The organism is Bradyrhizobium sp. NBAIM14, assembly GCF_020193895.1.
In the GTDB taxonomy this organism is placed as follows: Bacteria; Pseudomonadota; Alphaproteobacteria; order Rhizobiales; family Xanthobacteraceae; genus Bradyrhizobium; species Bradyrhizobium yuanmingense.
On the sequence record NZ_JADYVQ010000017.1, the window covers coordinates 40,758 to 54,912 of the forward strand.

Genomic DNA, 14,155 nt, shown 5'->3' on the forward strand with positions numbered 1-14,155 from the left:
ATCTTGCGCATGGTTTTTGTTTTTGGAAGCGTCCCTTCTTTCGAGAACCCATGAAAGAAGACCTCTATGTTCAATAAGCATTCAGTCGAGATCGACTGGGGCGGACGCCCACTCAAGCTCGAAACCGGCAAGATCGCCCGCCAGGCCGACGGCGCCGTCGTCGCCACCTATGGCGAGACCGTGGTGCTCGCCACCGTCGTCGCGGCGAAGGCGCCGCGCGAGGGCGTCGACTTCCTGCCGCTGACCGTCGATTACCAGGAAAAGGCCTACGCTGCGGGCCGCATTCCCGGCGGCTATTTCAAGCGCGAGGGCCGTCCGACCGAGAAGGAGACGCTGGTCTCCCGCCTGATCGACCGACCGATCCGCCCGCTGTTCGTCGACGGCTGGCGTAACGAGACCCAGGTGATCGTCACCGTGCTGTCGCACGACATGGAGAACGATCCCGACGTCGTGGCGATGGTCGCGGCCTCCGCGGCGCTGACGCTGTCCGGCGTGCCGTTCAAGGGCCCGATCGGCGCGGCCCGCGTCGGCTTCGCCAACGACGAGTTCATTCTCAATCCGACGCTCGACGAGATGGTCGACACCCAGCTCGACCTCGTCGTCGCCGGCACTGCCGACGCCGTGCTGATGGTGGAATCGGAAGCCAAGGAACTGAACGAAGACATCATGCTCGGCGCGGTGATGTTTGGTCACCGCCACTTCCAGCCTGTCATCAACGCGATCATCGAGCTCGCCGAGAAGGCCGCCAAGGAGCCGCGCGAAGTCACCGTCATCGACAACGCCGCGCTCGAGAAGGAGATGCTCGGCCTGGTCGAGCAGGAGCTGCGCGCCGCCTATGCGATTCCGATCAAGCAGCAGCGTTATGCCGCCGTCGGCGTCGTCAAGGAAAAGGTGATGGCCCACTACTTCCCGGAGGGCCAGGAGCCGAAATACGACAAGCTCCGTGTCGCCGGCGTGTTCAAGGAGCTCGAGGCCAAGATCGTTCGCTGGAATATTCTCGACACCGGCAAGCGCATCGACGGCCGCGACAGCAAGACGGTGCGCAACATCGTCGCCGAGGTCGGCGTGCTGCCCCGCGCCCACGGCTCGGCGCTGTTCACCCGCGGCGAGACCCAGGCGATGGTCGTGACCACGCTCGGCACCGGCGAGGACGAGCAGTACATCGACGCGCTGTCCGGGACGTACAAGGAAACGTTCCTGCTGCACTACAACTTCCCGCCCTATTCGGTCGGCGAGACCGGCCGCCTCGGCGGCACCAAGCGCCGCGAGATCGGCCACGGCAAGCTGGCCTGGCGCGCGATTCGTCCGGTGCTGCCGCCGCACCATGAATTCCCCTACACCACGCGTGTGGTGTCGGAGATCACCGAGTCCAACGGCTCGTCCTCGATGGCTTCGGTCTGCGGCGCCTCGCTGGCGCTGATGGATGCGGGCGTGCCGCTGAAGCGGCCGACCGCGGGCATCGCGATGGGCCTGATCCTCGAAGACAAGCGCTTTGCGGTTCTCTCGGACATCCTCGGCGACGAGGACCATCTCGGCGACATGGACTTCAAGGTCGCCGGCACGGAAGCGGGCATCACCTCGCTCCAGATGGACATCAAGATCGAGGGCATCACCGAAGAGATCATGAAGGTCGCGCTGGCTCAGGCCAAGGACGGCCGCATCCATATCCTCGGCGAGATGGCCAAGGCCCTCACCGCGGCCCGCGCCGAGCTCGGCGAATACGCGCCGCGCATCGAGACCTTCAAGATCGCCACCGACAAGATTCGCGAAGTGATCGGCACCGGCGGCAAGGTGATCCGCGAGATCGTCGAGAAGACCGGCGCCAAGGTCAACATCGAGGATGACGGCACCGTGAAGGTCGCCTCCAGCGACGGCGAGGCGATGAAGGCGGCGATCAAGTGGATCAAGTCGATCGCGTCCGATCCGGAAGTCGGCCAGATCTATGACGGCACTGTCGTCAAGGTGATGGAGTTCGGCGCCTTCGTGAACTTCTTCGGTTCCAAGGATGGTCTCGTCCACATCAGCCAGCTCGCGGCCAACCGCGTGCAGAAGACCTCCGACGTCGTCAAGGAAGGCGACAAGGTCAAGGTCAAGCTGCTCGGCTTCGACGATCGCGGCAAGACCCGCCTGTCGATGAAGGTGGTCGACCAGACCACGGGCGAAGACCTCGAAGGCAAGGACAAGGGCGGCGAGGGCGAGAAGGCCCCGCGCGAAGCCGCCGGCGAGTAAGGCCTCGCGACAGTCCGGAAACGCGAAGGGCGGCCGAGAGGCCGCCCTTTTTCTTTGCCGTGCCGCCTGCATCATCGCAGGCCATGCGCGCTTCCGCCGCAGCGTCGGAGTGACCGCGTTCGAAACCCGGAATGGTTGGTGTTGCGTAACTATCGTACCGCCGTACGCTTCATCAGCGGATCGTCCCAAGACAGGAGAACCAAATGACGTCCATATCCCGGCGCCGCCTCATGTTCACTGCAACCGGCCTCGTCGCGGCTGCCGCTGCCCCGCGCATGGCGTTTGCGCAAGCCGCCGCAGGGCCGTTCAAGCTCGATCCTTTGGCCTATCCGGCGAATGCGCTGGAACCGCATATCGATGCCAAGACGATGGAGATTCATCACGGCCGCCATCATCAGGCGTTCATCACCAACCTGAACAATTTCGCCAAGGACAATCCGCAGATCGCGGGAAAGCCGGTCAGCGAAGTGCTCGGCAATCTCGGCGCCGTTCCCGACGCGATCCGCACTGGCGTCCGCAACAACATGGGCGGCCACGCCAACCACACGATGTTCTGGCAGATCATGGGACCGAACGGCGGCAAGCCGGAAGGTGCCCTGCTCGCCGCGATCGACAGCGATCTCGGTGGCATGGAGAAATTGCAAACGGACTTCAACGCTGCCGGCGGACGGGTCTTCGGCTCGGGCTGGGTGTTCGTGACTGTCAGCAAGGATGGCAAGCTCGCCATCGAAACGCGACCCAACCAGGACAATCCGATGATGGACGGCAAGCGGGCGCTGCTCGGCAATGACGTCTGGGAGCACGCCTACTATCTGAACTACCAGAACCGGCGCGCCGATTATCTCAAGGCATGGTGGAACACAGTGAACTGGAAGGCGGTGGGCGAGCGCTACGCTGCCGCGAAGGCCGGCACACTCGACGTGTAACGCCGATCCGGGATGATGAAAAAAGGGCGGCCTCTCGGCCGCCCTTTTGTTTGCGGGCCCCCGATCAGGATCGCGCCGCGATGTCGTAGCGGTCGAGGTTCATCACCTTGGTCCAGGCTTTCGCAAAGTCCTTCACGAACTTCTCCTTGGAGTCCGAGGTGGCATAGACCTCGGCGAAGGCGCGAAGCTGCGAGTGCGAGCCGAAGATCAGATCGACGCGCGTTGCGGTCCACTTGACGGTGTTGGTCTTGCGGTCGCGGCCTTCGTAGACGCCGTCCGCACCGGGCGGTGCCCACTGCGTGCTCATGTCGAGCAGGTTGACGAAATAGTCGTTGCTTAGCGTTCCCACCTTCGAGGTGAAGACGCCGTGCTTCAACCCGCCGGCATTGGCGCCGAGCACACGCAGGCCACCGACCAGCACCGTCATCTCCGGACCGGTCAGCCGCAGCAGCTGGGCGCGGTCGACGAGGGCCTCTTCGGGCTGCATGAACTGATGCCGCTTGCCGATGTAGTTGCGGAAGCCATCGGCTCGCGGCTCCAGCGGGGCGAAGGAGGCCGCATCGGTCTGCTCCTGCGAAGCATCCATGCGGCCCGGCGTGAAGCCGACCTTGACGTCGACGCCGGCATCCTTGGCAGCCTTCTCGACGGCGGCGGTGCCGCCGAGCACGATCAGGTCGGCGAGCGAGACCTTCTTGGCGCCGGATGAGGCGTTGAAGTCCTTCTGGATCGCTTCGAGCTTGCCGAGCACCTTGGCGAGCTGAGCCGGCTCGTTGACCTCCCAGGCCTTCTGCGGAGCAAGGCGGATGCGCGCACCGTTGGCGCCGCCGCGCTTGTCCGAGCCGCGGAACGTCGAGGCCGAGGCCCAGGCCGTCGAGACCAACTCCGGCACCGTCAGGCCCGAGGCCAGGATCTTCGACTTGAGGGCCGCGATGTCCTGCTCACTGACCAGCTCGTGGTTCACGGCCGGGATCGGATCCTGCCAGATCAGCGTCTCCTTCGGCACCAGCGGGCCGAGATAGCGCTGGATCGGACCCATGTCGCGATGGGTGAGCTTGAACCAGGCACGGGCGAAGGCGTCCGCGAACTGATCCGGGTTCTCCAGGAAGCGACGCGAGATCTTCTCATATGCGGGATCGAAGCGCAGCGAGAGGTCGGTCGTCAGCATGGTCGGCCGATGCTTCTTCGACGGATCGAACGCGTCCGGAATGATCGCTTCGGCGTTCTTGGCGGTCCATTGCTGAGCGCCGGCCGGGCTCTTCGTCAGCTCCCATTCGAAGTTGAAGAGATTTTCGAAGAAGTTGTTGCTCCACTTCGTCGGCGTCTTCGTCCAGGTCACTTCCAGACCGCTGGTGATGGAGTCGGCGGAGTGGCCCGCCCCATGCTTGCTCTTCCAGCCGAGGCCCTGGTCTTCAAGCGCACCGGCTTCCGGTTCTGGACCGACCAGCGAGGGATCGCCGGCGCCATGGGTCTTGCCGAAGCTGTGGCCGCCAGCGATCAGCGCGACGGTCTCCTCGTCGTTCATCGCCATGCGGGCGAAGGTCTCGCGGATGTCCTTGGCCGCGGCGACCGGATCCGGCTTGCCGTTCGGGCCTTCCGGATTGACGTAGATGAGGCCCATCTGCACCGCGCCGAGCGGCTCGGCGAGCTGGCGCTCGCCGCTGTAGCGCTCATCACCGAGCCAGGTGCCTTCCGGCCCCCAATAGAGCTCTTCCGGCTCCCAGACGTCGACGCGACCGCCGGCGAAACCAAAGGTCTTGAAGCCCATCGATTCGAGCGCGACGTTGCCGGCGAGCACCATCAGGTCGGCCCAGGAAATCTTCTGGCCGTATTTCTGCTTGATCGGCCAGAGCAGACGGCGCGCCTTGTCGAGATTGGCGTTGTCGGGCCAGCTGTTGAGCGGGGCGAAACGCTGCTGACCGGCGCCGGCGCCGCCGCGGCCGTCGGTGGTGCGATAGGTGCCGGCGCTGTGCCAGGCCATGCGGATCATGAGGCCGCCATAGTGGCCGAAGTCGGCCGGCCACCATTCCTGAGAATCCGTCATCAACGCGGTCAGGTCCTTGATGACCGCGTTCAGGTCGAGCGACTTGAACTCCTTGGCGTAATCGAAGTCCTTGTCCATCGGATCGGACTTGTCGGAATTCTTGTGCAGCACCTCGATGTTGAGCTGCGTCGGCCACCAATCGCGGTTTGAGCGCGTGGGTTTTCCGCCCGAAAACGGGCACTTCGAAGTGTCGTCCATGAATACCTCCTCTGGCGGCGTCGAACTCGCGCCCTTGGCCAGGTAGAACCACTCTAAGCGTCGCGTCCTATCAGGGGAAGTTGACTTTAGTGATCGCTGCGATAGGATTTTCTGATGATCAATCTGACGCTGCGCCAGCTCCGGTATTTCGATGCGCTGGCGCGCCACGGCCATTTCGGCCGTGCCGCCGAGGCCTGCTCGATCTCGCAGCCGGCGCTGTCGATGCAGATCAAGGAACTGGAGGAGACGCTCGGCGGCCTGTTGCTGGAGCGCAGCGCGCGCCAGGTCGCGCTGACCCGGTTCGGCGAGGAGCTGGCGCAACGGGTCCGCGACATCCTGCGCTCGGTCGACGAGCTCGGCGATTTCGCGCGCGCTTCGCAGGACCGCTTCGCCGGCCGCCTGCGCATCGGCATGATCCCGACCATCGCGCCCTATTTGCTGCCCAAGATCACCAAGAACCTCACGCGCATGCACCCGGAGCTCGACATCCGCGTGCGCGAGACCATGACGCCGCGGCTGATCCAGGAGCTGGTGGAGGGCCGGCTCGACACCGCCATCGTGGCGCTGCCGGTGTCGGAGCCCTCGCTCACCGAGGTCGCGCTGTTCGAGGAGAAGTTTCTGCTGGTGCGGCCGGGCGCCGATGAAGGCACGCCGGTGCCGTCGCGCGAGATGATGCGCGAGATGCGGCTTCTGCTGCTCGAGGAAGGGCACTGTTTCCGCGACCAGGCGCTCTCCTTCTGCAACATGCAGGCCGCGCCGCCGCGCGAGATGCTCGATGCGAACTCGCTATCGACGCTGGTGCAGATGGTCAGCGCCGGCATCGGCGTCACGTTGATCCCGGAGATGGCGGTGCCGGTGGAGACGCGCTCCGCCTCGGTCTCGCTGGCGCGCTTCCGCGACCCCGAGCCGTCGCGAACCATCGGCATGGTCTGGCGCAAGACCAGCCCGCTGTCGCGGCAGCTGCTGCAGATCTCCGAGGTGGTGTGCCTGTCCGCGGGCAAGGTGCGCGCGCGGCAATCCCTGCGCGGCCAGAAGGCTTGACTGGCTCATGTCGCATCCGGTCATCCGCCTCGCCCGCTCCGACGAATACGATGAGATCGGCCGCGTCTGGATGGAGAGCTGGGTCTCGACCGGGCTCGGCGAAGCCAGCGACTTCCTGCTGGCCAATTTGCGTGCGCGCATCAAGCGCGAGATCGAGAACGGCTGGAGCCTGTTCGTCGCCGACGATCGCGGCACGATCGGAGCGATGCTCGCGCTGCACCTGCCGAAGCTCTATCTCGACATGCTGTTCGTCGCGCCTGCCCATCAGGGCCGATCGCTCGGCCGGCAATTGCTCGCTTTCACGCGCACGCAAATGCCCGACGAGATCTATCTTCGCTGCGTCCGCGAGAACGAGAAGGCCTGGCGCTGGTACGAGCGCGAAGGTTTTGTGTTCGAGAAGGAAGAGATCGAGCCGTCGAACGGGTTCGTGATGAAGTGTTACCGGTGGAAGCGGCAACGGCCAGGCGGCGGGTAGGACGAGCGGGTCTTCACCTTGCGGTTGTCATCGGCGCGCACTAGTAGATGTCTCTCGTCGATGAGAATATCCTGGAAACCGCAACCTGCATCAGCCGTCCTATGTTTCGCATCTGCTTGACTACGATCTTTCTGTTAGGGCTCATCGCACGCGCGGCGGCCCAATCCGCTCCATCGCCGGCTCGGCCAGCCAAGAGCACCACGCCGAAAGCCGCCCCGAGCTCCAAACAGGCTGTCGCTGCGGATGCAGGACCGTGCGGGATTGGTCTCATTTCCGTCGTCGGCAACCGGTTCGGTGTTCAGCAGGTTGGCTTCACCATGTTTGGCAACGAGTACGTGCCCGTCGCGATCGATGGCTGGGGACTTGATGACATCGTCATGTCGCGGGTTCGCGCGGCCGCAGCCGGCAAATCTGTCAAGCGCCTCGCTTATTCACCGAGCGCCTGGGCGCAGGCTGGCGGATCCGGATCGCCGATGCTGAGACGAAACCAGGAGCGGCAGGAATTCGTTCAGCAGAGCGCGGCAGGCACCAAATGTCAGCTCTATGTCCTGGTCGAGAGATTTCAGAACGGCTTCAGCAACACGAATCAATCCGTCGAAGGATTTGGCATCGTGAAGTGGGGCAATCCCATCAAGCGACGCACGTTCCTGTTCGCGCTGACCTATATCACCGTGTACGACGGACAGTCGTTCGAGGTCGTCAAGAAGGGCGCGGCGTCAACGGATGCCGAACCCATGATGTCACGCTTGATCGGGATCAACCCGATCAGCGGCCCCAACAAGGAATTGGATGAGACGGCCTTTCCGGCGTCTGCCAACGAGGTGGCGGGCAACCAAGCGCTGCGCGATGGTGTCCGCACGCTGCTGACGACGAGTCTCGACAAAACGCTACCTCAGCTGCTCCAGCAATAAAGGTTCCCGCCATGATCAAGCTTTATTGGTCGCCCCGCTCGCGCTCGTTCACGACGCTCTGGCTGATGGAGGAGAGCGGCCTGCCCTATGAGCGCGTGCTGACCGACATCTCGACCGGCGCGCAGAAGGCGCCGGACTATCTGAAGATCAATCCGATGGGCAAGGTGCCGGCGCTGACCGACGGCGATGCCGCGCTCGCCGAAGCCGCCGCGATCTGCGCCTACATCGCCGACCGCTATCCCGAAACCAGGCTCGCGCCAGCCGTGACCGATCCGCGCCGGGCGCGCTACCTGCAATGGCTGTTCTTCTCGCCGGGCTGCATCGAGCCCGCCATTATCCAGATCTTCACCAAGATCGAGATCCCGACCTCGACCGCGGCCTGGGGCAGCGCGACGCAGGTGTTCGACGTGCTGGAGGCCGCGCTCGAGAAGGGCCCGTGGATTCTCGGCGAGGAATTTTCCGCGGCCGACGTCGTCATCGGCTCCGGCCTGAATTTCGCGGTGCGCCTGTTCAAGATGGTGCCGTCACGCCCGGCGTTCGACGCCTATCTCGCGCGCTGCACGGCGCGGCCGGCCTTCCAGCGCGCGGAGAAGATCGCGGCGGGTTAAGCAAGCTCTCGTAGGGTAGGCAAAGCGAAGTAGCTGCAGTAGCCCGGATGAGCGCAGCGCAATCCGGGGCAATCGCATCCGCGGATGAGCCTGTCCCGGATTTCGCTGCGCTCCATCCAGGCTACGAAGCTATTCCGATGACTTCAGATCATCCGGCCGCGGCATCAGGATGACGTTGTAGCCGGAATCCACATAATGGACTTCGCCGGTCACCCCGCCGGAGAGATCCGACAACAGATATAGCGCCGAGCCGCCGAGGTCGTCGAGCGTGACGCCGCGGCGCAGCGGCGAATGCTTCTGCATGAAGGCGAACATCGCCCGCGCCTCGCCGATGCCGGAGCCGGCGAGCGTGCGGATGGGGCCGGCGGAGATCGCGTTGACGCGGATGCCGCGCGGTCCGAAATCGGCGGCGAGATAGCGCACGGAGGCCTCCAGCGCCGCCTTGGCCACGCCCATCACGTTGTAGTTCGGCATCGCGCGCTCTGAGGCGCCGAAGGTCAGCGTGATCATGCTGCCCCCCTCCGTCATCAGCTCGGCGGCGCGCTTTGCGACCTCCGTGAACGAGAAGCAGGAGATCACCATGGTGCGCGAGAAATTCTCGCGGCTGGTGTCGGCATAGCGGCCCTTCAGCTCGTTCTTGTCGGCAAAGCCGATCGCGTGGATCACGAAGTCGAGCTTGCCCCACTTTTCGCGGAGCACCGCGAAGGTGGCATCGACGCTTGCGATGTCCTCGACGTCGCAAGGCAGCACCAGATCGACGCCGAGCTGCTCCGCCAGCGGCTTGACGCGCTTGCCGAGCGCCTCGCCCTGGAAGGTGAAGGCAAGCTCGGCGCCATGGGCATGAAGCGTCCGCGCCATGCCCCAGGCGATGGAATGATCATTGGCGATGCCCATGATCAGACCGCGCTTGCCTTTCATCAAACCTTCCATTGCCGCCATCGCTCCTATTTTCGACGTCATCGCCCGCGCAGGCGGGCGATCCAGTATTCCAGAGACCGTCGTGATAAATAGAGAAGCCGCGGCGTACTGGATGCCCCGCCTTCGCGGGGCATGACAAAGTCAGAGATCACGCATCCAGCCGGCTGAACACCAGCGTGGCGTTGGTGCCGCCGAAGCCGAAGGAGTTCGACAGCACGGTGCCGATCTTGGCGTTGTCGATGCGCTTGCGCACGATCGGCATGTCGGCGAACACGGGGTCGAGCTCCTGGATGTGCGCGCTCTCGCAGATGAAGCCGTTGTTCATCATCAGCAGCGAATAGATCGCTTCCTGCACGCCGGTGGCGCCGAGCGAATGGCCGGTCAGCGCCTTGGTCGCCGAGATCGGCGGGCACTTCTCGCCGACGCCGAATACGTTGCGGATCGCCTCTATCTCCGGCGGGTCGCCGGCCGGCGTCGAGGTCGCGTGCGGGTTGATGTAGTCGACCTTGGTCTTCACCGTCGACATCGCCATGCGCATGCAGCGCTCGGCGCCTTCGCCCGACGGCGCCACCATGTCGTGGCCATCAGAGGTCGCGCCATAGCCGACCACCTCGCCATAGATGCGTGCGCCGCGCGCCTTGGCATGCTCGAGCTCTTCCAGCACCAACACGCCGGCGCCGCCGGCGATGACGAAGCCGTCGCGATTGAGATCGTAGGGACGCGAGGCCGTGGCCGGCGTGTCGTTGTACTTCGAGGACATCGCGCCCATGGCGTCGAACAGCACCGACAGTGACCAGTCCAGCTCCTCGCAGCCGCCGGCGAAGATGACGTCCTGCTTGCCGATCTGGATGGTCTCATAGGCATTGCCGACGCAATGGTTCGAGGTCGCGCAGGCCGATGAGATCGAATAGTTCACGCCCTTGATCTTGAACCAGGTCGCGAGCGTCGCGGATGCCGTGGAGGACATCGCCTTCGGCACCGCAAACGGGCCGACGCGCTTCGGTCCCTTGGAGCGGGTGATGTCGGCGGCTTCGACGATGGTGCGCGCCGAGGGGCCGCCGGAGCCCATGATGATGCCGGTGCGGATGTTGGAGACTTCGTCGGGCGACAGGCCGGAATCCTGGATCGCCTGCTCCATGGCGATGTGATTCCACGCCGCGCCCTGGCCGAGGAAGCGCATCGCGCGGCGGTCGACCACCGTCGACGGATCGAGCGACGGCTCGCCTTGCACCTGCGAACGGAAGCCCAGCTCGGCATATTTCTCAGCCCGCGAAATGCCCGACTTCGCCTCGTGAAGGCTCGCAAGCACTTCCTGGGTGTTGTTTCCGATCGACGAGACGATGCCCATCCCGGTGACCACAACCCGCCTCATGACAGCCTCGCCTCAATCGTTGTCTTCTTAGTGATGCGCTCAGCCCAGGCTCGTGCCCTGCTTGAACAGGCCGACCTTCAGATCCTTGGCGCGATAGATAATCTGGTCATCGACCGAAAGCCACCCGTCGGCGATGCCGAGCACGAGCTTCGAACGCATCACGCGCTTGATATCGACGTTGTACACAACCTTGCGGGCGTCGGTCAGCACCTGGCCGCCGAACTTCAGCTCGCTCAGGCCAAGCGCCCGGCCGCGGCCTTCCCCCCCGCTCCAGCCGAGGTAGAAGCCGACCATCTGCCACAGCGCATCGAGTCCGAGGCAGCCGGGCATGACCGGATCGTTCTTGAAATGGCAGCCGAAGAACCAGAGGTCGGGCTTCACGTCGAGCTCGGCGCGCACCAGACCCTTGCCGAACTCACCGCCATTGTCGTTGATGTCGGTGATGCGGTCGAACATCAGCATCGGCGGCAGCGGCAGCTGGGCGTTGCCTGGGCCGAACATCTCGCCGCGGGCACAGGCCAGCAGATCTTCATAGTCGTAACCGTTGCGCCTGTTCAGCATTCACGAGCCTCTGTTCAAATCCCGATTGAGCGGCGTTCCTGGCGAAAATGGGCCCGTCTCGATCGGACCGCCAATCGCCACCGCCGGCCGCGACTTGCGCAAGCTTCGCATGGATTGCCAACCGGGCCTCCATGCCCGGCTGCGCCAAAATCGGCTAAGCGGAACCGCGCGCTCTCTAACACAGGCCATTTCGGGTAGCAAAGCGCAGAGATGAAGGTAAAATGACGGGCTCCCCCAACCGGTTCCGAGCCTAATTAGAACGTCTCTAGTTGCGAGAAACTTGCATCTGCATCTTTCTCTTCTTATGTTACAAGTAGATATTGTTCACGCGTGCCCGAAATCTTGGAAATGAACGAGAATACCGCGTCCCAACACGACGACGACCATGCCGCGGCCCTCCTGTCCGGCCGCCAGCCGGCCCTGACCGGGTGTCCCTGGCACGACGTCAACGAAATGCTGCAGTCCGCGGGGTTGCGGCCGACGCGCCAGCGCATGGCGCTGGGCTGGCTGCTGTTCGGCAAGGGCGCACGCCACCTCACGGCTGAAATGCTCTACGAGGAAGCCACCCTCGCCAAGGTCCCGGTGTCGCTGGCGACCGTCTACAACACGCTGAACCAGCTCACCGATGCCGGCCTGCTGCGCCAGGTCAGCGTCGACGGCACCAAGACCTATTTCGACACCAACGTCACCACCCACCACCACTATTATCTCGAGAACAGCCACGAGCTGGTCGACATCGAGGATCCGCATCTGGCGCTGTCCAAGATGCCGGAGGTGCCCGAGGGCTACGAGATCTCCCGCATCGACATGGTCGTGCGCCTGCGCAAGAAGCGCTGAGCTAATCCTGCATCACTGATTTGGTCGTCATGGCCGGGCATAGCCGTCCAAAGGGACGGCGTCGCTTGCGCTCGCCTATGTCCCGGCCATCCACGTTTTGGGACTAGTCAGAAGAGCGTGGATGCCCGGGACAAGCCCGGGCATGACGTTGGGGCGGCAGATTGCTCCGCCGCCCGACGGCGTCAGTTGACCTGCTCGTCCGAATAGACGCCCCAGAGGCGCTCCTGCTGGATCCAGCCGTCGAAGCCATTGCCGATGACGCGGCACCAGCCTGCGGCGCATTTCTTGACCTGGGTGACGACGCCGGCCTGGAGCTTGGCCGCAACCGCGCTGTCGGGATCGGGCCGGTCATAGATCGGAGCCAGATCGTCCTTGTGCTTCATGGTGACGACCGCGGTGCGGCGGCCCGACAGCAGCGAATGATAGACCCAGCCCTCGGCGCCTTCGGAATCGCGCACCCGGCGCCAGTTCTCGAACTCGGCGGTAATTTCGACCGGCAGGCCGGCACGGGTGTAGACCCAGGCGACGTCATTGTCCTTGGTCGGGCCGGCGCGGACGTTCACGTGATCCGATTTGAGGCTGACATAGCGCGGCACCGGCAAGCCGCTGGTGGTCTGCGGGGTATTGTCCTTCGCCGCATGCGAGGGCCCGACCGAGGCGCTCAACCAAGTGCAAACGAGCGCCATCACCCAACAAAAACGCCCCAACGCCATCAACCCGTCTCCTTCGAAGACCCGGCACACCGGGCCCTCACCCCAAATTCCAAAACCCTGCCGCGCCTGCCCCTTCTCCCCGCCCCACGCGGGTTCCAAGCCTTGAGCCGTGGTTCTTGTCTTGGCCCGGCCTTCTGCTAGAGAGAACGGGCACTTGAGCAACCAATTGGCCCCGATTTTCCGGCCGGAAATGTCGGGTGAGCTTGGAGGAAACGCCGGGGACGGACACGGCAAGGGCAGTGTCGAACAACCGGGTTAATGAGGCCTCAACGACCGGCCTTTGGCGACAGAGGCGGCCTGCGATGCCTCATGAGAGCAGGACATGTCGGTGAAGAAAAAGCCCCTCGTCGTGGTGACGCGCAAGCTGCCGGATTCGATCGAGACGCGGATGCGCGAGCTGTTCGACGCGCGGATCAATCTCGACGACACGCCGATGTCGCCCGAGCAGATCGCGGAAGCCGCCCGCACCGCCGACGTGCTGGTTCCGACCGTGACCGATCACATCAGCGCCGAGGTCGTGAACCAGCCCGACTGCAAGCTCCGCCTGATCGCCAATTTCGGCAATGGCGTCGACAATATCGAGGTCGCAGCCGCCCATGCCCGCGGCATCACCGTCACCAACACGCCGAAGGTGCTGACCGAAGACACCGCCGACATGACCATGGCGCTGATCCTCGCGGTGCCGCGGCGAATGATCGAAGGCGCCTCGATCCTGACCGAAGGCAAGCCCTGGGCCGGCTGGTCGCCGACCTGGATGCTCGGCCACCGCATCGGGGGCAAACGCCTCGGCATCATCGGCATGGGCCGCATCGGCCAGGCGGTGGCACGCCGCGCCCGCGCCTTCGGCCTGCAGATCCATTATCACAACCGCCGTCCCGTCGCCCCCGTGATCGCCGAGGAGCTGGGGGCGACCTATTGGGAAAGCCTCGACCAGATGCTGGCGCGGATGGACATCATCTCGGTGAACTGTCCGCACACGCCGGCGACCTATCACCTGCTCTCGGCGCGGCGGCTGAAGCTGATCCGGAAAGACGCCTATATCGTCAACACCGCGCGCGGCGAGGTCACCGACGAGGACACGCTGATCAAGCTGATCGAAGGCGGCGAGATCGGCGGCGCCGGCCTCGACGTCTACGAGCACGAGCCCGCGGTCAATCCGAAACTGGTGCGGCTCGCCAGGGCCGGCAAGGTGACGCTGCTGCCGCATATGGGCTCGGCCACGATCGAGGGCCGGGTCGAGATGGGCGAGAAGGTGATCATCAACATCCGCACCTTCCTCGATGCCCACAAGCCGCCGGACCGCGTGCTGCCGAGCATGCTTTGAG

General features: G+C 64.4%; 13 protein-coding genes. 8 read left to right on the plus strand and 5 right to left on the minus strand.

Annotated features, from left to right (window positions below; genetic code table 11):
• Positions 1 to 66: 66 nt before the first annotated feature.
• Complete coding sequence (pnp, locus tag I6F28_RS29140; protein WP_036009004.1) at positions 67 to 2,229, plus strand: polyribonucleotide nucleotidyltransferase; 2,163 nt, start codon at positions 67 to 69, stop codon at positions 2,227 to 2,229.
• Between the two features lie 203 nt (positions 2,230 to 2,432).
• Positions 2,433 to 3,155, plus strand: a complete 723-nt coding sequence (locus tag I6F28_RS29145) for a superoxide dismutase (protein WP_276573221.1) — start codon at positions 2,433 to 2,435, stop codon at positions 3,153 to 3,155.
• A gap of 64 nt (positions 3,156 to 3,219) precedes the next feature.
• On the opposite strand, the gene katG is transcribed toward I6F28_RS29145, so the two are convergent.
• The gene (gene katG, locus I6F28_RS29150) at positions 3,220 to 5,394 is read right to left on the minus strand and encodes a catalase/peroxidase HPI (protein WP_225142405.1); all 2,175 of its coding nucleotides are present in this window, start codon (positions 5,392 to 5,394) and stop codon (positions 3,220 to 3,222) included.
• Between the two features lie 114 nt (positions 5,395 to 5,508).
• On the opposite strand from katG, the gene I6F28_RS29155 reads away from it, so the two are divergent.
• From I6F28_RS29155 to I6F28_RS29170, 4 genes are read left to right on the plus strand one after another with little or no spacing between them, the layout of a single operon-like run.
• Positions 5,509 to 6,435 carry a hydrogen peroxide-inducible genes activator gene (locus tag I6F28_RS29155; RefSeq protein ID WP_036009013.1) on the plus strand — a complete coding sequence of 309 codons (927 nt, stop codon included), beginning with the start codon at positions 5,509 to 5,511 and terminating at the stop codon, positions 6,433 to 6,435.
• 7 nt (positions 6,436 to 6,442) lie between these two features.
• Positions 6,443 to 6,910: a GNAT family N-acetyltransferase gene (locus I6F28_RS29160; protein WP_036009017.1), complete on the plus strand. Its 468-nt coding sequence runs from the start codon at positions 6,443 to 6,445 to the stop codon at positions 6,908 to 6,910.
• A 47-nt stretch (positions 6,911 to 6,957) separates the two neighbouring features.
• Positions 6,958 to 7,821 (plus strand): hypothetical protein, encoded by an 864-nt coding sequence (locus tag I6F28_RS29165; RefSeq protein ID WP_225142407.1) that lies wholly within the window; start codon positions 6,958 to 6,960, stop codon positions 7,819 to 7,821.
• A gap of 11 nt (positions 7,822 to 7,832) precedes the next feature.
• Entirely contained in the window at positions 7,833 to 8,429 is a 597-nt protein-coding gene (locus I6F28_RS29170; protein WP_036024484.1) for a glutathione S-transferase family protein, read from the plus strand.
• Between the two features lie 129 nt (positions 8,430 to 8,558).
• Here I6F28_RS29170 and fabI read toward each other — a convergent pair whose 3' ends face one another.
• The 3 genes from fabI to fabA form a co-directional block, all read right to left on the minus strand.
• Positions 8,559 to 9,359: an enoyl-ACP reductase FabI gene (fabI, locus tag I6F28_RS29175; RefSeq protein WP_036024482.1), complete on the minus strand. Its 801-nt coding sequence runs from the start codon at positions 9,357 to 9,359 to the stop codon at positions 8,559 to 8,561.
• A 136-nt stretch (positions 9,360 to 9,495) separates the two neighbouring features.
• The gene (gene fabB, locus I6F28_RS29180; protein WP_036009031.1) at positions 9,496 to 10,719 is read right to left on the minus strand and encodes a beta-ketoacyl-ACP synthase I; all 1,224 of its coding nucleotides are present in this window, start codon (positions 10,717 to 10,719) and stop codon (positions 9,496 to 9,498) included.
• Positions 10,720 to 10,758: 39 nt separating this feature from the next.
• Positions 10,759 to 11,280, minus strand: a complete 522-nt coding sequence (fabA, locus tag I6F28_RS29185) for a bifunctional 3-hydroxydecanoyl-ACP dehydratase/trans-2-decenoyl-ACP isomerase (protein ID WP_036009034.1) — start codon at positions 11,278 to 11,280, stop codon at positions 10,759 to 10,761.
• A gap of 348 nt (positions 11,281 to 11,628) precedes the next feature.
• Here fabA and irrA point away from each other — a divergent pair, with 348 nt between their 5' ends.
• Positions 11,629 to 12,117, plus strand: a complete 489-nt coding sequence (gene irrA, locus I6F28_RS29190; protein ID WP_036009037.1) for an iron response transcriptional regulator IrrA — start codon at positions 11,629 to 11,631, stop codon at positions 12,115 to 12,117.
• Between the two features lie 182 nt (positions 12,118 to 12,299).
• Here irrA and I6F28_RS29195 read toward each other — a convergent pair whose 3' ends face one another.
• A complete protein-coding gene (locus I6F28_RS29195) occupies positions 12,300 to 12,830 on the minus strand; it encodes an SH3 domain-containing protein (RefSeq protein ID WP_036009040.1) in 531 nt (176 codons plus the stop codon).
• A gap of 322 nt (positions 12,831 to 13,152) precedes the next feature.
• Between I6F28_RS29195 and I6F28_RS29200 the strand changes: the two genes are divergently transcribed.
• Positions 13,153 to 14,154, plus strand: coding sequence for a 2-hydroxyacid dehydrogenase (locus tag I6F28_RS29200; protein ID WP_225142409.1), 1,002 nt, complete (start codon positions 13,153 to 13,155; stop codon positions 14,152 to 14,154).
• The last annotated feature ends 1 nt before the right edge of the window (position 14,155 follow it).